The sequence below is a fragment of the Arthrobacter sp. alpha11c genome, assembly GCF_054149985.1.
The window spans coordinates 2,640,398-2,665,159 of sequence record NZ_CP196747.1 but is presented as its reverse complement, the minus strand read 5'-3'; the positions used below and the strand labels follow the sequence as shown (position 1 = coordinate 2,665,159).

At 62.0% G+C, this 24,762-nt stretch carries 19 protein-coding genes, 2 pseudogenes and 1 riboswitch; of the genes and pseudogenes, 13 read left to right on the top strand and 8 right to left on the bottom strand.

Annotated elements, in window-relative coordinates; all coding sequences use genetic code 11:
- Nucleotides 1–4 precede the first annotated feature (4 nt).
- Nucleotides 5–1,555, top strand: coding sequence for an acyl-CoA synthetase (locus ACTAQJ_RS12050; RefSeq protein WP_498696391.1), 1,551 nt, complete (start codon nt 5–7; stop codon nt 1,553–1,555).
- Nucleotides 1,556–1,697: 142 nt separating this feature from the next.
- On the opposite strand, the gene ACTAQJ_RS12045 is transcribed toward ACTAQJ_RS12050, so the two are convergent.
- Nucleotides 1,698–1,922 carry a hypothetical protein gene (locus ACTAQJ_RS12045; RefSeq protein WP_498696389.1) on the bottom strand — a complete coding sequence of 75 codons (225 nt, stop codon included), beginning with the start codon at nt 1,920–1,922 and terminating at the stop codon, nt 1,698–1,700.
- 143 nt (nt 1,923–2,065) lie between these two features.
- On the opposite strand from ACTAQJ_RS12045, the gene ACTAQJ_RS12040 reads away from it, so the two are divergent.
- Nucleotides 2,066–4,966, top strand: coding sequence for a helix-turn-helix transcriptional regulator (locus ACTAQJ_RS12040; RefSeq protein WP_498696388.1), 2,901 nt, complete (start codon nt 2,066–2,068; stop codon nt 4,964–4,966).
- A 144-nt stretch (nt 4,967–5,110) separates the two neighbouring features.
- On the opposite strand, the pseudogene ACTAQJ_RS12035 reads toward ACTAQJ_RS12040, so the two are convergent.
- Nucleotides 5,111–6,372 (bottom strand): annotated as a pseudogene (locus ACTAQJ_RS12035) (IS110 family RNA-guided transposase).
- 335 nt (nt 6,373–6,707) lie between these two features.
- On the opposite strand from ACTAQJ_RS12035, the gene ACTAQJ_RS12030 reads away from it, so the two are divergent.
- From ACTAQJ_RS12030 to ACTAQJ_RS12010, 5 genes are all read left to right on the top strand, one after another.
- Nucleotides 6,708–7,202: a DUF805 domain-containing protein gene (locus ACTAQJ_RS12030; protein ID WP_431118506.1), complete on the top strand. Its 495-nt coding sequence runs from the start codon at nt 6,708–6,710 to the stop codon at nt 7,200–7,202.
- A 123-nt stretch (nt 7,203–7,325) separates the two neighbouring features.
- Entirely contained in the window at nt 7,326–8,543 is a 1,218-nt protein-coding gene (gene lhgO, locus ACTAQJ_RS12025) for an L-2-hydroxyglutarate oxidase (RefSeq protein WP_498696385.1), read from the top strand.
- 101 nt (nt 8,544–8,644) lie between these two features.
- The gene (locus ACTAQJ_RS12020) at nt 8,645–8,875 is read left to right on the top strand and encodes a hypothetical protein (protein WP_498696381.1); all 231 of its coding nucleotides are present in this window, start codon (nt 8,645–8,647) and stop codon (nt 8,873–8,875) included.
- Between the two features lie 124 nt (nt 8,876–8,999).
- Nucleotides 9,000–9,302 (top strand): DUF4193 domain-containing protein, encoded by a 303-nt coding sequence (locus tag ACTAQJ_RS12015; protein ID WP_431118510.1) that lies wholly within the window; start codon nt 9,000–9,002, stop codon nt 9,300–9,302.
- A 295-nt stretch (nt 9,303–9,597) separates the two neighbouring features.
- Nucleotides 9,598–10,143 carry an AMIN-like domain-containing (lipo)protein gene (locus ACTAQJ_RS12010; RefSeq protein ID WP_498696378.1) on the top strand — a complete coding sequence of 182 codons (546 nt, stop codon included), beginning with the start codon at nt 9,598–9,600 and terminating at the stop codon, nt 10,141–10,143.
- Between the two features lie 93 nt (nt 10,144–10,236).
- Here the strand turns inward: ACTAQJ_RS12010 and ACTAQJ_RS12005 are convergent.
- The 4 genes and pseudogenes from ACTAQJ_RS12005 to ACTAQJ_RS11990 all read right to left on the bottom strand — a co-directional run bounded on the left by ACTAQJ_RS12005 (nt 10,237) and on the right by ACTAQJ_RS11990 (nt 14,552).
- Nucleotides 10,237–11,783: pseudogene (locus ACTAQJ_RS12005) on the bottom strand (APC family permease).
- A gap of 12 nt (nt 11,784–11,795) precedes the next feature.
- Complete coding sequence (locus tag ACTAQJ_RS12000; protein WP_498696376.1) at nt 11,796–12,821, bottom strand: agmatine deiminase family protein; 1,026 nt, start codon at nt 12,819–12,821, stop codon at nt 11,796–11,798.
- Complete coding sequence (locus tag ACTAQJ_RS11995; protein WP_498696375.1) at nt 12,818–13,846, bottom strand: nitrilase-related carbon-nitrogen hydrolase; 1,029 nt, start codon at nt 13,844–13,846, stop codon at nt 12,818–12,820. Before ACTAQJ_RS11995 ends, ACTAQJ_RS12000 begins: the two co-directional genes overlap by 4 nt.
- A 124-nt stretch (nt 13,847–13,970) precedes the next feature.
- Nucleotides 13,971–14,552 carry a helix-turn-helix domain-containing protein gene (locus tag ACTAQJ_RS11990; protein WP_498696373.1) on the bottom strand — a complete coding sequence of 194 codons (582 nt, stop codon included), beginning with the start codon at nt 14,550–14,552 and terminating at the stop codon, nt 13,971–13,973.
- A 152-nt stretch (nt 14,553–14,704) separates the two neighbouring features.
- On the opposite strand from ACTAQJ_RS11990, the gene ACTAQJ_RS11985 reads away from it, so the two are divergent.
- Both ACTAQJ_RS11985 and ACTAQJ_RS11980 read left to right on the top strand, forming a co-directional pair.
- The gene (locus ACTAQJ_RS11985) at nt 14,705–15,694 is read left to right on the top strand and encodes an NAD(P)/FAD-dependent oxidoreductase (RefSeq protein WP_498696371.1); all 990 of its coding nucleotides are present in this window, start codon (nt 14,705–14,707) and stop codon (nt 15,692–15,694) included.
- Nucleotides 15,695–15,768: 74 nt separating this feature from the next.
- Nucleotides 15,769–15,990 carry a hypothetical protein gene (locus ACTAQJ_RS11980; protein WP_498696369.1) on the top strand — a complete coding sequence of 74 codons (222 nt, stop codon included), beginning with the start codon at nt 15,769–15,771 and terminating at the stop codon, nt 15,988–15,990.
- Nucleotides 15,991–16,057: 67 nt separating this feature from the next.
- Here ACTAQJ_RS11980 and ACTAQJ_RS11975 read toward each other — a convergent pair whose 3' ends face one another.
- Entirely contained in the window at nt 16,058–17,302 is a 1,245-nt protein-coding gene (locus ACTAQJ_RS11975) for an amidohydrolase (RefSeq protein ID WP_498696367.1), read from the bottom strand.
- A 77-nt stretch (nt 17,303–17,379) separates the two neighbouring features.
- Here ACTAQJ_RS11975 and ACTAQJ_RS11970 point away from each other — a divergent pair, with 77 nt between their 5' ends.
- Entirely contained in the window at nt 17,380–18,030 is a 651-nt protein-coding gene (locus ACTAQJ_RS11970) for a cyclodeaminase/cyclohydrolase family protein (protein ID WP_498696365.1), read from the top strand.
- A gap of 12 nt (nt 18,031–18,042) precedes the next feature.
- On the opposite strand, the gene ACTAQJ_RS11965 is transcribed toward ACTAQJ_RS11970, so the two are convergent.
- Nucleotides 18,043–19,593, bottom strand: a complete 1,551-nt coding sequence (locus tag ACTAQJ_RS11965; protein WP_498696362.1) for an MFS transporter — start codon at nt 19,591–19,593, stop codon at nt 18,043–18,045.
- Between the two features lie 74 nt (nt 19,594–19,667).
- On the opposite strand from ACTAQJ_RS11965, the gene ACTAQJ_RS11960 reads away from it, so the two are divergent.
- From ACTAQJ_RS11960 to gcvT, 3 genes are all read left to right on the top strand, one after another.
- The gene (locus tag ACTAQJ_RS11960; RefSeq protein WP_498696359.1) at nt 19,668–20,207 is read left to right on the top strand and encodes a TetR/AcrR family transcriptional regulator; all 540 of its coding nucleotides are present in this window, start codon (nt 19,668–19,670) and stop codon (nt 20,205–20,207) included.
- Nucleotides 20,208–20,300: 93 nt separating this feature from the next.
- Nucleotides 20,301–20,398: riboswitch (glycine riboswitch) on the top strand.
- Nucleotides 20,399–20,582: 184 nt separating this feature from the next.
- Nucleotides 20,583–23,429 (top strand): aminomethyl-transferring glycine dehydrogenase, encoded by a 2,847-nt coding sequence (gene gcvP / locus ACTAQJ_RS11955; RefSeq protein ID WP_498696357.1) that lies wholly within the window; start codon nt 20,583–20,585, stop codon nt 23,427–23,429.
- Between the two features lie 15 nt (nt 23,430–23,444).
- Nucleotides 23,445–24,578, top strand: a complete 1,134-nt coding sequence (gene gcvT / locus ACTAQJ_RS11950; RefSeq protein ID WP_498696354.1) for a glycine cleavage system aminomethyltransferase GcvT — start codon at nt 23,445–23,447, stop codon at nt 24,576–24,578.
- Nucleotides 24,579–24,762 lie beyond the last annotated feature (184 nt).

Here is a 24,762-nt window from a genome sequence, read left to right as displayed (position 1 = left end):
CACCATGGACAACAACGGAGTTGGATCCTGGCCGCACCGTCGCCGTGCCAAGTCGGGTCCCAAAACGGCCCTCGTTTCCGGGGATCGCATCCTGAGTTATACGGAGCTCGCTGATCGCACTGATTACCTCGCCAACGCACTGAAGGACAGAGGTGTGGTCATGGGGGACAGGGTGGCCTACCTCGGTGAGAACCATTCATCGTTTGTTGAGGCCTTCTTCGCTTGCGGGCTGCTCGGTGCGATTTTCGTCCCGCTGAACACCCGGCTCGCCGCTCCGGAGCTGCAGTTCCAACTTCAGGACTCAGGTGCACGCGTCCTGATCAGCGCCGAGGCGCTTGAAGCGGCAGCCGCTGCCTCGGTGGAGGACACCGCTGTGACCCACCGGCTTGTAGTGATGCCCGACGGCGGGACACAAGGTTTCGCTGTCAAGCCGCCATCCGGCGTCGAACGTTATGACGAGGTACTTCAAGCGGCAGCCGGGACCCCGCTTGATGTAGCCGTGGGCCTGGACGACCCGGCGATGATCCTCTACACCTCCGGAACCACGGGCAAGCCCAAAGGCGCACTCCTCACGCACGGGAACATCACGTGGAACTGTTTCAACACTGTGGTGGACATGGACCTGAACAGGAACGACGTCGCTCTGATGATTTCACCACTGTTCCACGTGGCCTCCCTGGATATGGGCCTGCTGCCCATGCTGCTCAAAGGCGCCACAGTGGTGCTCGAAACCAAGTTCGATGCCGCCCGCGTCCTCAAGCTGATCGGGCAGCACAAAGTCACCACGCTCAACGGTGTGCCCACCACATTCCAGATGCTCTGCGACCATCCGGAATGGTCGACGGCGGACCTCACCTCCCTGGACAAGCTCACGTGCGGAGGGTCTGCTGTTCCGCAGCGCGTGTTGGACGCGTATGAGCAGCGGGGCATTGGATTCACGAGTTGCTACGGCATGACCGAGACTGCCCCGGGCGCCACGATGCTCCCAGCGTCGAGGTCCAAGGACAAAGCCGGTTCCGCAGGACTGCCGCACTTCTTTACCGACGTACGGATTGCAGACCCGATAGTTGGGCTCGCTCTTCCCGGCGCAGTGGGGGAGATCCAGATTTCCGGCCCAAACGTCATCAGGGAGTATTGGAACAGGCCTGAAGCCACGGCTGATAGTTACTCTGATTCGGTGTGGTTCCGGTCCGGGGACATGGGCTTCCGGGACGATGAAGGTTTCTTGTTCGTCTCGGACCGCATCAAGGACATGATCATTTCCGGGGGCGAGAACATCTATCCGGCCGAAGTGGAAGCCGCGATCGCGGAACTCCCGGAGGTGGGAAGTGTTGCCGTCATTGGGGTTGTCGACCACAAATGGGGCGAGGTTCCCCGCGCCATCGTGACACTGCTGGAAGGTGCTTCCCTGACCGAGGAACAGCTGCGCTCGCATCTGGAAGGCCGGCTCGCCCGCTACAAGATCCCCAAGTCCGTGGTTTTCGTTGAGGAAATGCCGCGGACTGCCAGTGGGAAGATCCGCAAGGTGGAGCTGAGGAAACAGTTCGCGTCCTGACCCCCGGACGTTCTCTCACGTCCTGCGGTGTCTTGCCGGATCTTCTCTCATGTCCTGCGGTGTTTTGCCGGATCTTCTCTCATGTCCTGCGGTGTTTTGCCGGATCTTCTCTCATGTCCTGCCCAGTGATCCACGGGCGCGATCATTTTTGCTCCGGGATCCAATACGGGGCATCTACGCCGGCGCCGGTGAAATTATCGCAGCGAACAAGTTGCGTGCCGATCCGTTCGAGGAGGCAGTTGACATAGATTGTGGGGGTGTTGTCCTCTGGCACGTCCGCCGTGGCATGCGCCGGGGAAAGAAAAACGAACGGGACAAAGAGTAAGGCGAGGCAAAGACGCCGCGCGGGGCTTACAGATTCACGCATGGTTGCTTCCTTTTGAGTGGTGCTTGTGGGTACCTTCACTCTGCGCCGCGCCCCAGTACCGGGGCATCCGGACTTCACCCTTAAAATCCCCGTAAATTCCCTTGGATCTACCCCACGCGTCGGCAGGGTGCGAAGCTTGAACGGTGGCTATTAGGGCCAACTCCAACGGGCCTGCTCTGGTGGGCCGGGAAGATGAACTGGCTGAACTCGAGGCTATGGTCGACGCCGTGCGGGCTGGAGCGTCGAGGACGTTGATCGTGTCCGGCGACGCGGGTGTGGGCAAGACGGCGCTGGTAGGACAGATCTGTGCCACGGCCGGCCAGGATGTACTCGTTCTCAGTGGGGCGGCACTGCCGCTGACGTCACTTAAGGTGCCATTTCAAGCCCTGCGTTCGGCGTTCCACGGTGCAGCCCAGCCGGGGACGCCAGCGCCTTTCAGCAGTAACGCAATGGTTGAAGCACGCGTGGACAGCCCGCTTTTGGTAGACGAGTGGCTGACCAGGCTCAGCAGTTCCAGGCCCGTGCTCCTGGTGATCGATGATCTTCAGTGGTCCGACCCACAAACACTGGATATCCTGATGTTCCTCATCGCGGGGCCCGCAGACCGTTCCTTGGGCATTGTGGCCACCGTCCGTTCAGACATCTCGATGGAAAACCAGTCTCTTGAGCGATGGATGACAGACATCCGTCGGCTGCCGACCGTCGAAGTCGTGACACTTCAGCCTCTGGACAGGCCTGCAACTGCTACTCAAATGTCCCGGCTACTGGGTGTGCCGCCGTCCCAGTCGTTGGTTACGGAAGTGTACGCACACTCCGCCGGAAACCCTTACTTCACCAGTCTCTTGATCGGGGGCATGAGTGCCAACGGCAGGCAGATCCGGGATGGCTTTCCGCCGGATCTAAGGGGTGCCGTCCTCAGATCCTGGAAGGGGCTACCTAAAGCTGCGCAACAATTGACCCGGATTCTGGCTATCGCCGGACGATCGGTGGACGCTGCTGAACTACGCACGGTTGCCAAGGGAACTATCACCCAGGAAACAGTTTTGCCTATGCTCCAGGCAGCTGCGACCGCGGGGATCGTGGATCTGCTGACAGATGGCACTTACTGGTTTCACCATCCACTCATCGCGGAGATGCTCGAGCAGGGCATGGACGGCGCGGAGAGGCGCTATTGGCATTCAGCTTTTGCCGACGCTTATGAGAACTCCTTGTCTTTCGGGGCACAGCCTACTTTCGGGATGATCGCCTCCTTGGCCGAACACCACTACCACGCTGAACGATGGGCGCCTGCCTATAAATGGACCGTTCGTGCAGCCACGGAACATGTCCACCTCGGAAATTGGGGCGATGCCCTGCGAATGTTCCGTCGGGCAGTGGAGCTCAGGGACAAAGCGGGCTTGGTGCCGGAGAGTCTCCGTGAACTTTGGGACCAGGTGAGGAACGCCGCATTCCGCTCCGGTGACCAGAAAGCTGAACTTGAGGCTTTGGAGTCATTGATCTCGCTCACCGAGCCCACGGCCGAACCCTTGGAAACGGCTGCTTGGCTTGTGAGGCGGATGCATCTGTCCATGTCCACGGGAAGGTCCTTCTTTGACCTGGCGGAGATGGAACGGGCGGTTCAGCTTTCTGCGGCTGATCCTCAAAGCTGGCAGCACGCGCTGGCTTTGGCAGAGTATACGCACGCTGCACTGTGGCTTGACCGCGCTGGCGGAGCTGAAGACGCGGCACAGGCACTTACGCTTGCCCGGCTGACGAAAAACCCCATAGCCATGTCCTACGCGCTGACAGCCGCCGCAATGGTGCAGCTTTTCGCCAGGCGCTCGGAGGAGGCCTTCAGCCTGGCCAAATCTGCAGCGGCAGAGGCGCTTCGAGCCGAGGATTACTGGGGGTACCTCCATGCCGTGGCTTGGCTTGCCAACTCCCAGGAGAGCTGGATCAGCCAAGAGTACGCGGACGTTCTCCACATCGCCCGCGAGGAACTGGCCAGGCACGAGGCTCCCCACTCCTACATCTCCAAGATCGCAGCGGATGAAGCCGGCAGCTTCGTCGGAATTGGCTCCTGGCGCGAGGCGCAGACGGCCTTGCGTATCGCCATCAGCTTGGACCCTGGTCCTATGGGGGATGTGAGCGCCCGATTGACAGCGGCACGGCTGGATGCATTGCAAGGGCGGACACACGATGCTTTTGTCCATTTAGCCCGCGCAGAAGAAGTGAATGGCAACACTGAGGCCTATCTCAACCTCAACTTCGCGGCAGTCCGTTCCGAGGTCAATGCTGTTGACGGCCAGCCGGAGGCTTCGCTTGAGGCCGCGATGACTGGTGCCCTGCGCCCCGGACCGCCACCTACCATGTGCGAGTGGTTGCTGCCCCTGGCGGCCAGAGCTCTCGCCGATCTCATCCAAAAGGCCAAAGACGAAGGAAAACCAACAGCTGGGCGGCTCTCCGAACTAGCCCAACTGGAGGAGCGGTTTCCTCATGTTTTCAACGAATCGGGAGAACAATCGGAGCTGTATCAACGCCAACTATTTGCCTTCCAAAGCCTCTATGCGGCGGAACTGGGCCGTGCACGGGGAGATCACGGCAATGCCGATGACTGGATTCGCACAGCTAATGCCTGCAGGGACGCTTCCCTGGCTTGGGAACATGCCTATGCATGCCAGCGCGCCGCCGAAGCGCTCCTGCTGCAGGGCCACAGTGCCAAGGCCCGGGCATCGGAGATCCTCCGCGCAGGACTCCAACTGGCGCGCGACCTCCAAGCTGTTCCCGTGCAGAGGGTTTTGGAGCAACTCGCTGACCAAGCCAGGATCTCGCTAACCCCCATCACGCGGCCCAAGCCTGAGGGCAGCAACCGCCATGGGCTGACGGCGCGGGAGGCCACCATTCTGGACTATGTCGTTGCTGGCAGAACCTACAGGGAGATTGCTGAATCGCTGTTTATCAGCGAGAAAACGGTGAGTTCGCACATTTCCAGCCTCCTACGGAAAACGGGTGCCTCCAACAAGTTTGATCTTGCCCGGCGGGAGCGAAAGAAGACTGATGGTTAAGGTTCGACGACGACGAACGGGGTCAGTGCCGCCGTCGAACCTCAAATGGGAGTTACGTGAGAGAGCGTTGGCCCGAAAGGGCTGGTATGTGAGAGAAGGTTGGCCCAAAAGGGTTGGTATGTGAGAGTGCCCCTATGTTTTTCGTCAAGTGGTGGCGGGTGTTGGGGGTTGGTAGAGGGCGCCGTCGCGGAGCATTGCGTAGAGGGTGTCACAGCGGCGTCGTGCCAGGGCAATGATTGCCTGGTTGTGGCGTTTTCCTTCGGCGCGTTTGCGTTCGTAGTAGGCCCGGGACGGTGGGTCGTGGAGCGCAGCGAACGCGGAGAGGAAAAGAGTTCGTTTGAGGACTTTGTTGCCTTTTCTGGAGGAGTGGTCGCCGCGGATGGAGGACCCGGATCGCCAGGTGACTGGGGCCAGCCCGGCGTAAGAGGCCAGGTGCCCGGCGGTGGGGAAGTCTTTCCCGGCGACTTCGGTGAGGATTCGTGCGGCGGTCCTGATGCCCACGGCCGGCAGAGACATCAGGACCGGGTGAAGAGGGTGGGCCTCCACGAGTGCTTCGACCTGGGTGAGGACCATGGCGCGGTTTTCGTGAAGCCCGGAGAGCATGGCCGCGAGCTGGGGCAGCACGATGGTCGCGGCATTCGTGCCGACAACAGTGACTGTTTGCCGGCCCAGGGCCTCGATGATTTCATCGGCAAGGCGTTCGCCCATCCGCGGCGCGAGTTTGGTCAGCCGGTTCCCGATCCGGCGCCGGCCTGCGTGACGGAGCTCTTCGGGGGTAGGCCAGGTCCGCAGCAGGTCCAGCACCGCAGGATGATCCATGTAGGGTCCCAACACCCTTTCCAGAGCAGGGTGGATCTGGGTGAGCAGCCCGCGGATCCGGTTCGAGGTCGCCGTGGCCTGCTTGGCCAGGTCATCATCGAAACCACAAAGCATGCTCAGCTCAGCGAGCTGCTCATCGGCCAACTGAACCGAGCGCAATGTATGCGGCATGGTCCTGGCGGCCTCGGCGATGATGAACGCATCCCGGGCATCGGTTTTCGCCTCTCCGGGGTGCAGGTCCGCGATCCGGCGCATCGCCAGCCCCGGCAGATACCCGACAAGAACACCGGCGGCCTGGGCCACCGCTACCGGCAACGCGCCGATGGTTGCTGGCTGGTCAACGACCAACAACACTCGTCCGGCGTCCTCGAGTTCGGCGATGATTTCCCGGATTTTGGCTTCATCGTTGGGCAGCGCCCGGTCCAGCAATTTCTTTCCGGCCCGGTCCACGGCAACGGCATGATGGACGCCCTTGCCAACATCCAGACCAATAAACACTTCGACACCATCGTGGTTCGCGATCATCCGGTCCCTCCAGTCGTAGTCAGCTCCCATGCTGGCCCGGCAGCGGTGTCAGGACCCGGCACCCACGTTACGCACGACGTTCCCGAACTGTCCTGCCCCTATCAGCGGTCTCCCGGCACCTACCAACCCCGGTGACAACACTCTCAAGATCATCGGATCGACAGAGGAACGCAATCATGCCGGGGCAGCAGGCCAGCACACCCACATCCTGCACCAGGAAACGGGCTACGAAAAAGGTAACGAGGGATTGGGCCGACATAATCCGTCAACGGACTAAATCCCGGTTAATTTTGTCCATCGACCTGCATAAATACCTCGGAGAGCACTACGATGAGCAACGACTCTTCACTGAGTTTGGTCTCATTGCATTATTCACACCTAACCCCGGGGGAACACCTTGAGTTACCAGCAACAGCCACAGCACACACAGCCGTACGGCGCACAGACCGGCGAACCGCCGCTGTGGGCTCCCTACTATGGCGCACCCATTGGCGCCGCTGTAAAGCGTTTCTTCAAGAAGTACACCGCTTTCACTGGCCGCGCGAGCCGCAGCGAATACTGGTGGGTGGCCCTCGCTTTGGGTGTCATCGGCCTCGTCCTGCAGATCCTTACCGGCATTCTTGGGGCAGCAGGTTCTACCACCTCAGCAAACGGAACGGCAGTTCCCGGCCCAGGCGCAGTTGTGGGACTTATCTTGATCTTTGCGTTCTATTTGGCGGTCCTCATTCCGTCCATTGCGTTGCTGGTTCGTCGTCTGCACGATGGCAACTTCAGCGGATGGCTCGCATTGCTCGGCCTCATTCCGTTCGTCGGTGGACTCGCCGTTCTGGTTTTCGCGCTCCTGCCGTCCAACCCGGCCGGCCAGCGCTTCGACCAGCCCAGCGCTGTCTAGCAATTCACGCACTACGTAAAAGGGGCGGCACGCCAAGTGCCGCCCCTTTTTACGTGCCCGGCGAACCACTCCATGGAATGCTGTGGAGTGATGCGGACCGATCCCCAACGACGAGGAGCTCCCATGCCCGGTGATACGAATCCGAAAAACATCAAACGATGCGCCGTTATTGGTGGCGGGATCATCGGTGTGGCGGTGGCCCGGGAATTGGCCAACAAACTCGACGGCGTCCAGGTCACGGTTTACGAGAAGGAAGACCAGCTCGCCAAGCACCAGACCGGCCACAACTCCGGCGTAGTCCACGCGGGCCTGTACTACGAGCCAGGCGGGCTGAAGGCAACGCTCTGCCGCCGGGGAGTCGCCCTGCTTCAGGAATTCTGCGCCGCCAAGGATCTGCCGTACGAGGCCTGCGGCAAGTTGGTGATCGCCCAGACCCCCGAAGAATCGAAGCGACTGGAGAACATCTTCGCGCGGGCAACGGCCAATGGGGTGCCGGGCGCTCGCATGCTGCGCGGTGACCAAATACAGGAGGTGGAGCCGAACGCCGTCGGGCTTTCTGCTTTGCACTCGCCGGAAACGGCGATCGTGGACTACACGGCCATCACCAAGGCGCTCGCCGACGACGTTCGTGGCACAGGCGGGCAGATCCGGCTTGGGCAGGAAGTCACCTCGCTGGAACAGCAGGGGAGCGGCGTCGTGGTCCGCACGAAGGACGGAGGCGAACACTACGATCTTGTGGTGGCCTGCGTCGGCCTTCAATCGGACCGGTTGGCGAAAGCGACAGGCGAGCCTGCAACGCCGCGCATCATCCCCTTCTTTGGGCAATACTTCCTCCTTGGGAAGGAAGCCCGCGCAAAAGTCAGGGGCTTGATTTATCCAGTGCCGGACCCCAAGCATCCGTTCCTTGGCGTGCACCTGACCAAAAGGATCGACGGCGAAATGATGCTGGGCCCCAACGCATTCATCTCCTTCGGACGCGAGGCCTATTCCTGGAAGGACGTCGATGTGCGCGATGTCCTGAATTACACGCTGTTTCCAGGCTTCTGGAATTTTGCCCGCCAGAATGTGCCGTCGGCTGTCCGCGAATTCCAGACCGTGGTCAGCAGGAAGAAGTTCATTAAGGAGGCCGTACGCTTTGTTCCGTCGTTGGAGGGTGCCACTATTCTTCCCGGCACGCGAGGCGTCCGCGCACAGGCCATGAACGCTGACGGTTCCCTGGTGGATGATTTTGTGATTTCACGACGCCGGGACACGGTTTTGGTGCGGAACGCACCGTCGCCGGGAGCTACGTCGTCGATGGCGATCGCGGAGTACATCGTGCAGCAGGCTCTGCGGGACTAGGTGCAGCAGGCTCTGCGGGACCGGGCCCAGCAAAACGGAAGTTAACAAGCCCGTGACGCTGCAGAAACCGGCCCCACATGACTCCTGGATACCTTTGCCGCATGAATGCATCCTGGTTGGCTAAACAAGGCGCGAAGATTGGCTCCAAGATCGGCCAGTGGATTGAGGCCGCCTACGTCCTGGATTGTGTGGAACCGGAAAACGATCCCGCCGGCACACCGGGTCACGGGCGGCCCGCCGATTGGACGTGGTTGCCGGCGCTTAGCGGGGTTACGGTAGCCGGTGCGCAGGCCATTCAATCCCACTCGGGAATGACCCGCCGTAAGCCCTGAAGGTTGGCTTGAAAGCTGCTGAATGTTGTTTTGGGCACACTTTTCGTCCAACGCGGATGCTATGCCCTAAACTGCTTCACTGAGGTGCCTGAAATGGCACTATGCAGCAACGAAAGCGAACCCAATGGCTACTGATTACGACGCGCCCCGCAAGACAGAAGAAGAGACTCCCGCGGACTCGCTTGAGGCTCTTCAGGCGTCCCGCGGCACCGGTGCCCAGACTGCAGTCATCGACCTGGACGAAAACGACACCGCGGAAGGCATCGACCTCCCGGGCGCCGATCTTTCCGGTGAAGAACTGACCGTTGTGGTGGTACCTGAACAGTCTGACGAATTCACGTGTTCTTCCTGCTTCCTGGTCCGCCACCGGTCCCAGGTTGCCTTGGAAAAGAACGGCCTTAAGTACTGCAAGGACTGCGAAGGCTAACCCTAGGCATCGCAAAACGTTCGAGCCCCGTCAGGCCAATGAATGGTCGGATGGGGCTTTTGCGTGTCCGCGGCGCTTTGTAACGCCCGGGTATCGTTATCTTCGGTTACGAACCTACGCATGAAGAGCCTCAATAGAGTCCCTGAACAGGCGAAAATGTCCGCTTCCATGACTCTCTTGTGACCACCCCGGAGTCGTTTTAACGGTTGTGCGCCGAAGCGGCCACAACCCATCCAAACCACCCTACGCGCTCCTACTGTTGAAGTATCAACTTCGCCTGAAGGGGGCACAAAAAATGAGGAAATTTGGAGCGGGTTTGGCAGCAGTCCTTGCGGCTGCCGGACTCGGTCTGGTGGCGCCGGGGCCAGCCTCGGCATCACCATATTGCGGGATCATGTGGGGCTCGCTGGCCAAGGCCGACCCCGATATGAGCTCCGCCAACGTCACCAACGTCCGTACGGGCCAGCAGCCCTGTTACGACCGCTTGGTGATCGACATGACCGGCAAGGTGGCCGGCTATTCAGTGCAGTATGTCCCGGTTGTGGTTCAGGATGCCACGGGCTATCCAATCCCGGTGCTCGGTGATGCTGACCTGCAGGTTGTTGTGACAGCGCCTTCATACAACCAGAACGGCCAATTGACGTACGCTCCGGCAGCAAAGGCGGAACTGTCCAACGTTTCCGGCTATCAGACGTTCCGGCAGGTGGTTTACGCGGGCAGTTTCGAAGGCACCACAAGCATCGGTTTGGGTGTCCGTGCCCGGCTTCCGTTCCGCGTCTTCACTTTGGACGGGCCCGACGGCGGTTCGCGCCTTGTGGTGGACGTCGCCCACCGTTGGTGAATTGAGGGAAATCCGCCAAAACCTACGAAAGCTGCCAGTTCGCCCGGATCATTCCGGCGAACTGGCAGCTTTCCAGCGATTTCCCGGGATGAGCTACTCGGGGACCACCAGGGCAGGGGTGTCCTTGCGGATGGTCTCTCCGCGGAAGAAGCCGGGGCGGACGCGGGCCATGATCAGCATGAACACGGCACCCAGGGCAAGGATTCCGATGCCGAGCACGAACACGAGGCCCACTCCGAAGATTTCCGAGCCACTTCCAAACTCCGGGGCCCAGCTGTCCACAGCGGTCTGCAGGAAGACAACGAACAGGCCGACCCCACCCAACAGTGGGCAGAGGAGACGCAGGAAGAAGTTGCGGGCACTGGAGAACACGCTGTTCCGGAAGTACCAAACACAGGCGATGGCCGTGAGCCCGTAGTAGAAGCAGATCATCAAGCCAAGGGCCAGGATGGTGTCGTTGAGGACGTTTTCACTGATCACGTGCATCACGGCGTAGAAGCCCGCGGACAGGACGCCGGCCGCGACGGTGGCGAAGCCCGGCGTCGAGAACTTCTTGCTCATGTGGCTGAAGCGCTCGGGCAAGGCGCCATAGTGTGCCATGGCCAGGAGGCTGCGTGACGGCGAGGTGAACGTGGACTGCAGCGATGCGGCCGAGCTGGACAGGACCGCGAGGGACATGAGGATCGCGAACGGACCCATGACCGGTGACGCGAGGGCCGTGAACACGTTGGCGTGGTTTTCCTCGTTGTTCAGGCCAATTCCCGTGTCTCCAACGCCTGCGAACATCATTGTGGCGATGGTGACCAGGAGGTAGATGCCCAGCACGATGACAGCGGTCAGGGTACCTGCGAGGCCGGCGGTCTTCTTTCCGTTGGCGGTTTCCTCGTTCACTGTGAGGCAGACATCCCAGCCCCAGTAAACGAAGATCGACAGCGAGATGCCAGCCGCGATCTGGCCGAAGGTCTCGATCTTGGTGACATCGAACCAGTCCCAGCTGAACGGAATGGCGGTCTCGGAGGTGGACCAGTTGGCGAACGCCATGGCCACGAAGAGGCCCAGGACCAGCAACTGGAAGCCCACCAGCCCGTACTGGACGATCTTGGTGGTGTGCAGGCCGCGGTAGCTCACCCACACGGCCAAGGCAACGAAGACGAAGCAGGTGGCAACGTTCAGCACTTTGTTCGAGGCGAGGTCCGCGAGCTCGGGGAGCCCGTAACCTGTGCCAGGAAGAGATAGAAGAAGTCCACTGCGACGCCTGCCAGGTTGGACAGGACGATGATGTTGGCCGCGAGCAGGCCCCAGCCACCCATCCAGCCCACCCAAGGACCGAATGCTTTGGTGACCCACGTGAAGGTGGTGCCGCTGTCCGGGGAATCTGCATTGAGTTCCCGGTATGCCAGTGACACCAGGATCATCGGAATGAACCCGATAAGGAAGATCACGGGCAGTTGCAGCCCGGCTTCGTTGACGGTCGGACCGAGCGCGCTGGTAAGCGTATACGCCGGGGCGATGGTTGAAATGCCAAGAACGACGACGGCGAGGAGCCCCAACTGCCCCGTCTTCAGTCCCTTGCCGCTGATGTCGTGCGACTTGCCGGCCGGGCTGCTGCCTGGGGCCGTGCTACGGATTGTCTGGCTCATGAAAGGCCCTTTCTAGATGGCCGTAGGCTGCTGCTGCGTAATGCAGTGGATACCGCCGCCCCGGGCAAAGAGTTCCCGCGCGTCAACACTGACTACGCGGCGTCCGGGATAGGCGTCGGCGAGGATGCGGAGTGCTTTCTCGTCCATGGGGTCATTGAAACTGCATGCGATGACCCCTCCGTTGACCACGAGGTGGTTGATGTAGCTGTAGTCCACATACCCTTCGTCGTCGGTAAGGGTTTCCGGGGCGGGAACTTCGATGATGTTCCAGTCCCGGCCTGCTGCGTCATGGGTGGTGCGCAGGAAGTCGATGATTTCCCGGGAGACGTTGTAGTCCGGGTGTTCGGGGTTCTGCTGGGAGTGGACCAGCAGCGTGCCGGGGCTCGGGATCGCTGCCACAATGTCCACGTGGCCGCGGGTACCGAATTTCTCCGAGTCACGGGTGAGGCCGCGGGGCAGCCAGACTACATGGGTGGCGCCGATGGTGCGGGCCAGTTCCCCTTCGATGTCCGCCTTGGTCAGGCCCGGGTTGCGGCCTTGGTCAAGCTGTACGGTCTCGGTGACCAGGACTGTGCCTTCGCCATCAACCTGGATGCCGCCACCCTCGTTGACGATGCCTGACGGGATGTGGTGGGCATCGGCGCGGGCGCTGATCTCCGCTGCGATGAGGGAATCCTTGTCCCATGTGGCCCAATCCTGGCCACCCCAACCGTTGAAGATCCAGTCCACGGCACCCAGCTGCTTGTTGGCATCAAGCACGAAGGACGGCCCGATGTCCCGCATCCAGGCATCGTTGAGTTCGGCGGTCAGTACGTCGACGCGAGGATCCAGGTAACGCGCGGCGGTGTCGACGTCGTCGGGGTGTACCACCATGGTGACCGGCTCGAACTCAAGGATAGCGTTGGCAACGCCAGCCCACGTGGACCGCGCAGCGTGGGCCTCTTCCTCTGTGTCACCCAAGGTGTAGCCGCCGGTGGGGAAGGCCATCCAGACGCGGTCCTGGGGAGCGGTCTCGGACGGCATCCGCCAGGCGCTCATGCGGACACAGCCTGGTATGGCGTGGCTTCGGCTGTGGAGCCGAGCGGGGCGTTGGGGTTCACGGGCTCGGTGAGGCGGCCGTACGTTTCCGGGCGGCGGGTGGCCAGGAACGGGAAGAGCGTGAGCCAATCCTTGCGCTGGTCCAGGTCGAGGTCGGCCACCAGGACGGCGGATTCGTCGCGGGGTGCCTGAACCAGGATGCGGCCGTAGGGATCGGAGATGAAGGATGAACCGTAGAAGTTCAGGGTGCCCTCGCTGCCGTAGCGGTTGGGGGCGATCATGAAGAGGCCGTTGGCGATGCCGTTGCCTACGATGACCTGCTGCCAGAGCGGCTGGGTGTCGAAGTCGGGGTGGTCCGGCTCGGAACCAATGGCAGTGGGGTAGACCAGGATTTCGGCACCGCCCAGGGAGTACATACGGGCGAGCTCCGGGAACCATTCATCCCAGCAGGTGGGCATGCCAAGGCGTGCGCCGCCGAGTTCGGCAGGGGCGTGGACCGCATAGGCGTCCTCGGCGGCCGGGCCTTTGCGGAAGAACTTGTCCTCGTAGTAGCCGGCCGTGACGGGGATGTGCAGCTTGTGGGTGCGGGCCACGAGCTCGCCTGCGGGGGAGACGAGGATCGCGGTATTCAGTCCCAAGCCGTCGTCCGTGCCGTCCGGGTTTTCAGCACGCTGGTAGAGCGATGCGTGCACCGAGACGCCGCACGTCCTGGCAGCCGCTGCGGCGAACGTGAAGGTGGGGCCCGTGAGCAGGTCTTCGGTGATGTCTGAAGGGCGGATTCCTGCGGCCGGGTTGTTCTCCGGCCGGGTGTCCGCAGGGTAGCGGGAGAGGGTCAGTTCAGGCAGGAAAACAACACTGGCTCCCAGCTTGGCTGCGCGTTCGATTCCCTCGTTCAGTTCGGCATGCAGGACTGCTTCATCAGCGTGCCAGCGGTGCTGAACGACGCCGACCCGCAGAGGGGTGCGGGTGGACGGCTCGGTGCGGGCCAGGGAAGTCGGGGCTTCGAGGCGGGTAATTTCAATCATGGGGGCATGTACTCCGGTGAGACGACAGTCACTAAATGAATAGCGTTCATTTAGTATGGCGGTAGTCACGGCTGGATGCAAGGGGCAAAAATGAATTCCCTTCATTTCCCGCATCCAGAAGCATCTACCTCTTTGGCCGCGCCCTGACGTGCATGCGCTCGCCCTGCTGCCCAAAGAGGGTAAGGAGCTCCACGGGTTCCTTGGTGGCGCTGGCGAACCAGTGCGGCGTCCGCGTATCGAACTCCGCCGCCTCACCTGCTTTGAGAATGAAGTCGTTTTCGCCCAGGACAAGCCGGAGTTTGCCGTTGAGGATGTACATCCAGTCATAGCCCTCATGCGATTGGGGATCGGGAACTTCCTTCCCCGTACCGCCCGGCAGGACCATCTTGAACGCCTGGATGCCCCCCGCTCGTCGTGTCAGCGGCAAGGCTGTGCCCCACTCGTGCACGTGCGGCTTGAGGTGAATCCGCGGATCACCGGTTTCCGGGGCGTCGATGAGTTCTTCGAGGGGGACTTGGTGAAGGCGGGCAATGGGGAGGAGTAATTCGAGCGTGGGCTTCCGTTGCCCCGACTCCAACCTTGAGAGCGTGCTGACCGAAATGCCTGTGGCTGCCGAGGCCTCCGCCAGGGTCACATTGCGTTGGGTCCGCAGCGCTCGCAGGCGAGGGCCGACGGCGTCGAGCATTTTGCTGAAATCCGGAATCATCGCTCCATTTTGCCATACTGGCAAAATTTGTTGCTGCTTTCGCGGTCTCCGGTTGAGCATTGAACCAGGCCGTTGTGAGGCCCGCTTTGCGCCCCAAAACCTGGAAACAAAGCGCAGAGCAGGCCTCGCAACACAGCGAACAGGAGGCAAAAATGGAACAACAGTACGACGTCGTCATTGTGGGAGGTGGCGCAGCTGGGTTAAGTGCCGCCGTCACCCTGGGTAGGGCTTTGCGGTCCGTTTTGGTCATCGACGCCGGTGAGCCACGGAACGCCCCTGCCGCAGGAGTGCACGGCTACCTTTCCCGGGACGGGCTCAGTCCCAAGGAACTCTTGGCGCTTGGCCGCGCTGAAGTTTTGCGCTACGGCGGCCACATCGTTTCGGGCGTGGCTGTGGCGGCGCGTTCGACGCCGGATCCCGCCAACGCTTCCGAGCCCGCCTTTGAGGTGGACCTGGCGGACGGTCGGACTGTCGGGGCGCGTCGAATACTCGTGGCCACGGGCCTGACCGACATTCTTCCCGACGTGAAGGGCATCCGGGAGCGCTGGGGCAAGGATGTCCTGCACTGCCCGTACTGCCATGGTTGGGAAGTGCGGAACAAAGCAATCGGCATCCTGGGCTCCGTACCGATGGCTCTGCACCAGACTCTGTTGTTCCGGCAGTGGAGCCCCGAGGTCACGCTGTTCCTGAACGACATCGTTGAACCGACTGAAGAGCAGTGGGAACAATTGGCGGCCCGGTCCATCAGCGTGGTGGAAGGCAAGGTTCAGTCATTGGAAGTCACTGACGATGCCCTGCGTGGCGTCGTCCTGGAATCCGGGACGGTGATAGCCGTTGAAGCGGTGGTAGCGGGTCCACGCATGGAGGCACGATCCAGGGTGCTCGAATCCCTCGGCATTGAGCCGGTGGAACACCCCCAGGGTGTGGGACTTCATTTTGAAGCGGCTGCGCCAGGAGGGGCCACTTCAGTGCCGGGCGTTTGGGTGGCCGGCAACGTTACGGATCTCACTGGGCAGGTTGTGGCTGCTGCGGCAGCAGGAAACATGTCCGGTGCAGTCATCAACGCGGATCTCATGATGGCTGAAACCAGGCTGGCGGTAGCGGCAACGGCCAGCCGCGTTGAAGGCCTTGTTTCACGGTGAGTTGCATTAATTAGCAGTCGACTTACTGTCCAGGAGCGAGGACGATTAAAGGACAGCCACTAAGGAGGTTGGGTATGTGCTACTCGTACTATGAGGGCTATGAGAAGCGCACGAAGAAGGACTCCGTGCGCACGCCTGAGATGCACAAGCCTGAGACCAGCAAGGATCAGGCACCTGAGGCCCCTGCCGAGAAGAGCCCGCAGACAGAAGGAACGTTGTGGACTTTCCTGGCCCGTCGTCGCAGGGAATTTGAGGTTTCAGAACCGAAGATCGACCGCATCCGCGAAAAGGTCTAGGCGTCGGTCTGGGCAAAGACCCCGGACAACGGACAATTCACCACCGCGCGCGGCGGTGAATTGCCCGTTAGGCGGGGTTTTCTGCTGCCTGCTGAGGGACGTCGAGGAATTCGAGGGCGCCAGTGACCAGTGCTTCCGTGCCAAGGGCCAGTGTTGGCTGGATGATCGGGGCAAAGTAGGGCGAATGGTTCGAGGGAACGTCCTCCGGGAGACGGCCCGTCGTCGCCCAGTCCTTGAAGTGGGTGGCCTCGATCCCGCCCAGGAACCAAAAGACGAGGGGCGCGCCGGCCGCCGTCGCGAGTTCCCCAACGTCTTCACTGCCTGAGACGGGGCCGGGGTCCATGATCCGTGCGGCCCCGAACTTATCAGAGAACGCTGAAGCGATCCTTCCTGCGGCCGACTCATCATTGACCGTCATCGGGAAGCGCTCCTCATAGTGGAAGTCGGGTTCCTTGAGGGAACCTGAGGCAGCAGCTTCACTTCGAACGATGCGCTCGATCGAGTTCAGGACTTTCTCCCGCGTGGGCTCGCTGAAGGATCGGATGCTGAGGCCAAGGGTTGCGGTCTCGGGAATGATGTTGTTCTTTGTTCCCGAATGGATTTGCCCAACAGTAACTACTGCAGAATCGCTGGCGGCGAGTTCACGGGACACCACTCCCTGCAGGCGCATGGTGGTTGCCGCGGCCATGAGCACTGGATCAATGGTGGTTTCAGGCCGGGAACCGTGGCCACCGCGCCCATGCAAAGTCACGTTGAGGGAATCCGCTGAGGCCATGGCCACACCGGGACGGATGCCGAACCATCCGGCAGGAAAGGGCGCCACGTGCTGGCCGAGGACCACGTCCGGCTTGGGGACCAGGTCAAAGAGCCCATCCGCCACCATGGCCTGGGCACCGCCACCCCATTCTTCGGCTGGCTGGAAGACGGCGATCAACGTGCCCTGCCAGTCCTGCCGCTTTTCGGCCAACGCTTCCACGGCTCCGAGGAGGCAGCTGACATGCACGTCGTGCCCGCACGCATGCATGACCGGCACCTCACGGCCTTCATGATCGACGCCGACTGCCGCACTTGCGTAGTCCAACCCGGTGGCCTCTTTGACCGGTAATGCGTCCATATCGGCACGAAGCATCACCACAGGTCCGGGGCCATTGTCCAGGACTCCTACGACCCCCGTCTTCCCGACGCTGCGGTGAACCAGCAGTCCCAAGTCCTCGAGGTGTCCGCTGATAATCCCGGCTGTTCTGACCTCTTGGAAGGACAGCTCCGGGTTCGAGTGGAGGTCACGGTAGAGGGCTTCAAGGTCAATGCTCATGGGGAATTTTCCTTAACAGGTCGACGCCGCAGGGTCTGGCCAGTGTATCGAGGTCACCAGAGGGCAAACTTGGGTGCATGGAATCTTCACAAGAGATCACTACCCAACGCTCAACGGTCGAGGAATGGACCAAGGCTCTGGCAGAGTCCAGCGGATCACCTGGTGGAGGCGCAGGAACCGGCGTGATGTTGGCCATTGCAGCATCCCTAACGTCCATGGTTGCTGGTTATACGGAGGCGCCCGGGCAGCAGTTGGCCGAACTGCACGCCCGCGCCCGCTCCCTCCGCGAAACCGCCCTGAAGCTGGCTGACGACGACGCAACGGCGTCGAAGGCTTTCGGTGCGGCCTTCCGGCTTGATCCTGGCCCGGACCGGGAGCAAGCAATCCACCGGGCATCCGTCGATGCTGCCAAGGCGTCCGCGGTCCTCGGGGACCATGCCATCGAAGCCATCGAGGACCTGGGATGGCTTGCTGCCAACGGGAACCCGGCGCTCATTGCTGATGTGGTGGTGGGGTTTGGAGCTCTCAGGGCCGCCATCGCGGGAGCCCGCACCAACGTGAGCTTTGATCTCGGGTCGCTCAGATCCGCAGGCGCGTCGCTTGATGAGATCAAGGAAAAGCACCCTGAATTGTGGGCAACGGTAGGGCGGCTCAGCGAAGCCCTGGACCGGATTGACCAGCTGGTGGCCGCCGTAGATGGCAAGGCTGCACCTACTGACGGCCACTGATTCCCGCGGCGCCTACTGCGCTTTGGGAACCCGCCGGAGCACGACGGCGGCAAGCACTGCCGCATCAGCCATCAATACCAGCCCAATCGCTGCAGTGATGTGGACGCCGGATTCGAAGGCTACCCGGGCGGCGGCTGTCAGGGCATCCGACAGCGGAGCGGGTAGTGCTGCAGCAGCGTCCACTGCACCGGCCAGCGTCTCTCCCGATTTCCCGGCCGCCTGCGTGGACAAGCCCTCCGGGATGACGAGGTTGTGCTGGTAGGACGCGGTGAGGATAGAGCCCAGCACGGCCGTCCCCAGGAGCGAACCCAGCTCGTAGCCTGTCTCGGAAATTGCGGACGCCGCTCCGGATTTGTCGGCCGGCACCGAGCCGAGGATGAGGTCGTTGGAGATGGTTTCCGCTGCGCCCACGCCGACGGCCAGAACAGTCAAGGCTGACAAGAGGAACACAGGTCCGCTGCCGTGATCACCCACAGCTACCACCAAATAGCCCGCCGCGCTGAGGGTCAGGCCGCCGGCCACCACGAATCCTGGCCGGACGCGCTTTACCAGTGGGACCACCACCAGGCCGGCGATGACCGTTGCCACGAGCGCAGGAATCATTGCGATGCCCGCTTCCATGGGGGACTGACCTTCAACAAGCTGCAAGTCCTGAGCGAAGAAGTAGATGAAGCCCGTCATGGAAAACAAGGACAGGACGTTGGCCACGATTGCTGTGCTGAACACCTTGTTCTTGAACAAAGTGACGTCCAGCATGGGGCTCTGGATCCGCCGCTGGCGACGGACAAACAAAATGCCCATCACCAGGCCGAAGACCATGAAGGCCGCTGCCGACGCCCCGAACCCGTGAACAGCGAATTCCTTGATGCCGTACACGAACGGAGCCATGGTGATCACGGACAGCGCGATGCTTGGCACGTCCACACGGCCCGGGTTGGCGTCCTTGGATTCGGGAATGAGGACCCTGCCGAAGGCGAGGAGGGGCAGGAGGAGGAAGGTCGCCACCAGGAAGACGGCACCCCACCAGAAGTGTTCAACCAGCCAGCCACCAAAGATCGGGCCAAGGGCGGCGCCGCCAGAGAATCCGGCAGCCCATACGGCGATCGCGAGCCGCCGGCGGTTCGGATCAGCAAAGATGTTCCGGATCAAGGACAGCGTTGAGGGCATCAACATGGCGCCGAACACGCCAAGTGCGGCGCGGCCGGCAATCAGCCATTCCGCGGAAGGTGCGAACGCCGTAGCAGCCGAAACCGCCGCGAAGCCTGTGCTGCCGATCAGCAGCAGGCGCCGTCGTCCGATCCTGTCGCCAAGGTTGCCCATGGAAACGAGCAGCGCCGCCAGCACGAGCGGGTAGGCGTCAATGATCCACAGGAGTTGCACGCCACCTACATCCAGGGAGCGGGCAATTTCGGGCAGGGCGAAGGTGAGCGCGGTGTTGTCTACGGCCACCAGCAGCACCGGGAACATCAGGAGTGCCAGGGCCGTCCAATCGCGCCACGGTGCCGTCTGATCCATCAGGGAACGAGCGGAACGGGGTGCTTGGGTTGAGGACGGCGTGAACATGGCACTAACTGTACCGTCCAGACGGTATAGTTTCAAATTCAACACCACCAAACGCCGTAGGGAATGATGTAGTCATGCCACGAAAACCAGTTGCCCGGGATGCGGTCCTGGATGCCTACGAAGCCCTCCTTATCGAGGTGGGGGAGCGGGCTGCCACGCTTGACGCCGTCGCAAAGCGGGCAGGTGTCTCCAAGGGTGGACTGCTATACCACTTCCCCAACAAGGAATCGCTGATCAGCGCCCTGCTGGAGCGCTTGGATGAGTTGGCCCAGGCAGACATCGAAAAAATGAAGACAGCGCCCGATGGCAGCGCTGCTTACTTCATTCGGACCTCACTGTGGGCCGGGACCCCCATGGACCGGGCGTTCGTCGCGGCCACACGGCTGGCAGAAGTTGCCCATGAAGAGACCCGGCTACGGTTCAGCGGAATCCAGCAACAGTGGCTGGACGTCCTGGCCGAGGATGTGGGTCCGGAGGTAGCCAAAGCCGTCAGTTATATGGGTGATGGCCTGTATTTCAATGCCATGTTCGAGGGCGGTCAGGAAGGGAGCAATGCCGGGCGGGAGGCCGACGTCGAGATCCTGCTAGGAGTCCTGGACCGGCTCCGCAAGTAGCGGGTCGCCCATTTGCGGCGACGCCTCCGACGTAGGACAATTGAGCCTTGTGGTGCGTCTTCACAGGGGCACGCAAACAATTGAATATGCCTTTGATCTGCGGCGGGAGAGTCCTGCAAGCAAGTGATGCGGGCGCCGTAGGAGCAAACCCTCCCCAGGAATCTCTCAGGCCCACGCACCGCCGCGGCGAGGCAACTCTGGAAAGTAGCAGGCCTTTTGCTGCGCCCTTTGGCGCGGAAGAAATGCTGTGCTCACCGACGGTGCAAGCGATCGTTGTGCAAGCAACACGCGGAAACTCTCAGGTCCAATACAGAGCGGGGAGGAACCCAGCCACTGTGGCGTACCCAAACGCCGCCCAAGTAATGGAGTTCCTTCGTGACGGTTAGTTCAGCCTCCACCACCTTCGTCGATCGGCATATTGGCGCCCGCCGCCAGGCCGACATTGACACCATGCTCAAGACGGTCGGCTACGACACCGTTGATTCGTTGGTTGATACGGCCGTTCCCAACGACATCCGCCAAGACGTTGCCCTCACCCTCGAAAACGCGCTCAGCGAAGTTGAGGTGCTGGCCCAGCTGCGCAAGCTTGCGTCCAAGAACAAGACCGCCGTCCAGATGATCGGCCAGGGCTACTACGACACCGTCACGCCGCCGGTTATCCGCAGGAACATCCTCGAATCCCCGGCCTGGTACACCGCATACACGCCTTACCAGCCGGAAATCTCGCAAGGCCGCCTGGAAGCTCTGCTGAACTTCCAGACCATGGTCCAGGACCTCGTGGGCCTGCCGATCGCCAACGCCTCCCTGCTGGACGAAGCAACAGCTGTGGCCGAGGCCGTGCTCATGATGCGCCGGGCCAACAAGAACAAGGCCGCCCATGACGGGAAGACCGTCCTCGACGCCGACTGCCTCCCACAGACCATCGCCATCGTGAAGGGTCGCGCTGAGGCGCTCGGTTTCGAAGTTGAGGTCGCCGACCTTTCGCTCGGCCTCCCGGAAGGCGCCATCAACGGCGTCGTCCTGCAGCAGCCCGGCGTTTCCGGCCGCGTGTTTGATCACTCCGCCGTCATCGCTGACGCCAAGGAACGCGGTGCACTGGTCACGGTCGCAGCAGACCTTCTCTCCCTGACGCTCATCACGCCTCCGGGCGAGCAAGGAGCGGACATCGCAGTCGGTTCCGCCCAGCGCCTCGGCGTTCCGCTGTTCTTCGGTGGCCCGCACGCCGCGTACATGGCCGTCCAGAAGGGGCTCGAGCGTTCCATGCCGGGCCGCCTGGTGGGCGTTTCCAAGGACGACGCCGGTGTCCCCGCCTACCGCTTGGCGCTGCAGACCCGCGAGCAGCACATCCGCCGCGAGAAGGCCACGTCCAACATCTGCACCGCGCAGGCGTTGCTGGCCATCGTCGCCTCCATGTACGCCGTCTACCATGGCCCCGAAGGCCTGAAGGCAATCGCAGAAACCGCACACGGTCACGCCCGCACCCTTGCAGCGTCACTGAAGGCTGCCGGCGTTGAGGTCCTTCACACATCCTTCTTTGACACCATTACAGTCCGCGTTCCTGGCAAGGCTGCCGAGATCGTAGCCGCTGCCGAAGCCAAGGGCATTAACCTGCGCGGCATTGACGTTGATCTGGTGGGCATTTCTGTTGACGAGACCACTACATCAGAGATTGTTCGCGGCGTCCTGGATGTCTTCAGCGCTCAGGTGCTTGAATCCGATGAAGGTTTTGCGCTGGAATCTTCCGTAGAGCGCTCGAGCGACTTCATGCAGCACCCGGTGTTCAACACCCACCGCTCCGAAACCCAGCTCCTCCGCTACATCCGTAAGCTCTCGGACCGCGACCTGGCACTGGATCGCACCATGATTCCGTTGGGTTCCTGCACCATGAAGCTCAATGCCACGGCCGAGATGGAAGCCATTTCCTGGCCCGAGTTCGCCTCGATCCACCCGTTCGCTCCGGATTCCCAGACAGAGGGCTGGCGTGAACTGATCACCGATCTTGAGTCCCAGCTGACTGAGATCACCGGCTACGATCAGGTCTCCATCCAGCCGAACGCCGGTTCGCAGGGTGAGCTCGCCGGCCTCCTCGCGATCCGCGGTTATCACTTGTCCCGCGGCGACGAGCAGCGCAACGTGTGCCTGATCCCTGCTTCTGCGCACGGCACCAACGCTGCTTCCGCAGTGCTGGCCGGTATGAAAGTTGTTGTGGTGGCCACCGCTCCCGATGGCACCATCGATCACGTTGACCTCAAGGCCAAGATCGAAGCAAACCGGGACGCCCTCTCGGCCATCATGATCACCTACCCGTCCACGCACGGTGTGTACGACGCCGACGTCCGGGAAGTCTGCGACGCTATCCACGAAGCCGGCGGCCAGGTCTACATCGATGGCGCCAACCTCAACGCACTCGTTGGACTCGCGCAGCCGGGCAAGTTCGGCGGCGACGTCTCCCACCTGAACCTGCACAAGACCTTCTGCATCCCGCATGGCGGTGGCGGACCCGGTGTTGGCCCGGTCGCGGCCAAAGCACACCTGGCGCCGTTCATGCCCGGTGACGCTGCTTCGTGGACCGAAGGCAACGACGTTCCGATTTCGGCCTCCCGTTTCGGTTCGGCCGGTGTGCTCCCGATTTCCTGGGCTTACGTGAAGCTCATGGGTGGCCAGGGACTCACCGAAGCCACCAAGTCCGCCCTGCTGGCTGCGAACTACATTGCTTCCCGGCTCAACGAGCACTTCCCCGTGCTCTACACCGGCGAGGGCGGGCTCGTAGCCCACGAATGCATCCTGGACCTCCGTGAACTGACTGCCCGCACAGGCGTTACAGCTGAGGACGTTGCGAAGCGCCTCATCGACTTCGGCTTCCACGCTCCCACCCTGGCGTTCCCTGTTGCCGGAACCCTCATGGTGGAGCCCACAGAGTCAGAGGACCTCGTGGAGATCGACCGCTTCATCGAAGCCATGATCACCATCCGCGCCGAAATCGAGCAGGTCGCCACCGGCGATTTCACTGTTGAGAACTCGCCGCTGCGCAAGGCACCCCACACGGCTGCCGCCGTCGTAAGTTCTGACTGGGACCGCGCATACCCGCGTGAGCAGGCCGCGTTCCCCGTCCACCACCTCAAGCAGGACAAGTACTTCCCGCCCGTTGGCCGCATCGACGGCGCAGCAGGAGACCGCAACCTGGTCTGCTCCTGCCCGCCGATCGAAGACTTCGAAAACTAAAGGACGGTCCTGCAAATGACTGAGAACTACACCGCGCTCTACGAAGAGCACAAGAAACTGGGCGCGTCCTTCACCGACTTCGGTGGCTGGCAAATGCCCCTTAAGTACTCGTCCGAGTTGGCCGAGCACCACGCAGTCCGCAAGTCCGCTGGCCTTTTCGACCTCTCCCACATGGGCGAAGTCTGGGTGACTGGACCGGACGCGGCTGCATTCCTGGACTATGCGCTGGTAGGCAAGATTTCCGCCATGGCCGAGGGCAAGGCAAAGTACTCGCTGATCTGCCAGGAAGACGGCGGCATCATCGATGACCTCATCACGTACCGTCGTGGCGCCGACAAGTTCCTGGTGGTCCCCAACGCGGGCAACGCCACGGTAGTTGCGGCCGCTTTGTTTGAGCGCGCAGCTGGTTTTGACGTAGTTGTTGAAGACGCCTCTGCCGAGACGTCGCTCATCGCTGTCCAGGGTCCGCGCGCCGAAGCCATACTGCTGCGCCTTGTGCCCGCAGAGCAGCACGCGCTGGTCACCGAACTGAAGTACTACGCCGCTGTTGAGGTTCCGTTCACGTTCGACGGCGGCACTCAGGACCTGCTGCTCGCCCGCACCGGCTACACCGGTGAAGACGGCTTCGAGATCTTTGTGTCCAACGACTCCGCTGCTGCCCTGTGGCAGGCCATCGCCGACGTCGCTGAAGAAGGCGAGTTGACCCCCGCAGGCCTGGCTTCCCGCGACTCGCTGCGTCTCGAAGCCGGAATGCCGCTCTACGGCAACGAACTGTCCCGCGAAGGCAACCCGTTCGCCGCAGGGCTCGGTCCCGTCGTCGCACTATCCAAAGAAGGCGACTTCGTCGGCAAGGACGCACTCGCTGCCCTCAAGGCTGACGGCGCCGGCTCCACCAGCGGACGCAAGCTCGTGGGCCTCAAGGGCCTGGGCCGCCGCGCTGGTCGTGGCCATTACCCGGTCCTCAAGGATGGTGCAGTGGTAGGCGAAGTCACCTCCGGCCAGCCCAGCCCAACCCTTGGGTACCCGGTAGCGTTGGCCTACGTCGACGTCGAGCACGCCGAAATCGGGACCGCGTTGGACATTGACCTGCGCGGTAAGAGCGAGCCGTTCGAAGTTGTCGCATTGCCGTTCTACAAGCGCCAAAAGTAAGCGGGGGTCGTCCCGACGGGTCGCCTTGGCCCGTCGGGCCGCCTTTTGGCCCGTCGGGTTCGGCGACCTCTGCATGCTCGGTCGCATGGGCGCCCGCTGAGCGGACGCGATGCTCTCTTAGACGCATGCTGCCGGTCACCGAACCCGAAAGGGCCACGGGGTGGGGGAGCGGATTCCGGCAGCG

What these genes read in the sequence shown, in the direction of transcription:
- ACTAQJ_RS12050 (WP_498696391.1), top strand. Translation starts at nt 5, where the DNA reads ATGGACAACAACGGAGTTGGATCCTGGCCGCACCGTCGCCGTGCCAAG.
- ACTAQJ_RS12045 (WP_498696389.1), bottom strand. Translation starts at nt 1,922, where the DNA reads ATGCGTGAATCTGTAAGCCCCGCGCGGCGTCTTTGCCTCGCCTTACTC.
- lhgO (WP_498696385.1), top strand. Translation starts at nt 7,326, where the DNA reads ATGCCCGGTGATACGAATCCGAAAAACATCAAACGATGCGCCGTTATT.
- ACTAQJ_RS12020 (WP_498696381.1), top strand. Translation starts at nt 8,645, where the DNA reads ATGAATGCATCCTGGTTGGCTAAACAAGGCGCGAAGATTGGCTCCAAG.
- ACTAQJ_RS12015 (WP_431118510.1), top strand. Translation starts at nt 9,000, where the DNA reads ATGGCTACTGATTACGACGCGCCCCGCAAGACAGAAGAAGAGACTCCC.
- ACTAQJ_RS12010 (WP_498696378.1), top strand. Translation starts at nt 9,598, where the DNA reads ATGAGGAAATTTGGAGCGGGTTTGGCAGCAGTCCTTGCGGCTGCCGGA.
- ACTAQJ_RS12000 (WP_498696376.1), bottom strand. Translation starts at nt 12,821, where the DNA reads ATGAGCGCCTGGCGGATGCCGTCCGAGACCGCTCCCCAGGACCGCGTC.
- ACTAQJ_RS11995 (WP_498696375.1), bottom strand. Translation starts at nt 13,846, where the DNA reads ATGATTGAAATTACCCGCCTCGAAGCCCCGACTTCCCTGGCCCGCACC.
- ACTAQJ_RS11990 (WP_498696373.1), bottom strand. Translation starts at nt 14,552, where the DNA reads ATGATTCCGGATTTCAGCAAAATGCTCGACGCCGTCGGCCCTCGCCTG.
- ACTAQJ_RS11985 (WP_498696371.1), top strand. Translation starts at nt 14,705, where the DNA reads ATGGAACAACAGTACGACGTCGTCATTGTGGGAGGTGGCGCAGCTGGG.
- ACTAQJ_RS11980 (WP_498696369.1), top strand. Translation starts at nt 15,769, where the DNA reads ATGTGCTACTCGTACTATGAGGGCTATGAGAAGCGCACGAAGAAGGAC.
- ACTAQJ_RS11975 (WP_498696367.1), bottom strand. Translation starts at nt 17,302, where the DNA reads ATGAGCATTGACCTTGAAGCCCTCTACCGTGACCTCCACTCGAACCCG.
- ACTAQJ_RS11970 (WP_498696365.1), top strand. Translation starts at nt 17,380, where the DNA reads ATGGAATCTTCACAAGAGATCACTACCCAACGCTCAACGGTCGAGGAA.
- ACTAQJ_RS11965 (WP_498696362.1), bottom strand. Translation starts at nt 19,593, where the DNA reads ATGTTCACGCCGTCCTCAACCCAAGCACCCCGTTCCGCTCGTTCCCTG.
- ACTAQJ_RS11960 (WP_498696359.1), top strand. Translation starts at nt 19,668, where the DNA reads ATGCCACGAAAACCAGTTGCCCGGGATGCGGTCCTGGATGCCTACGAA.
- gcvT (WP_498696354.1), top strand. Translation starts at nt 23,445, where the DNA reads ATGACTGAGAACTACACCGCGCTCTACGAAGAGCACAAGAAACTGGGC.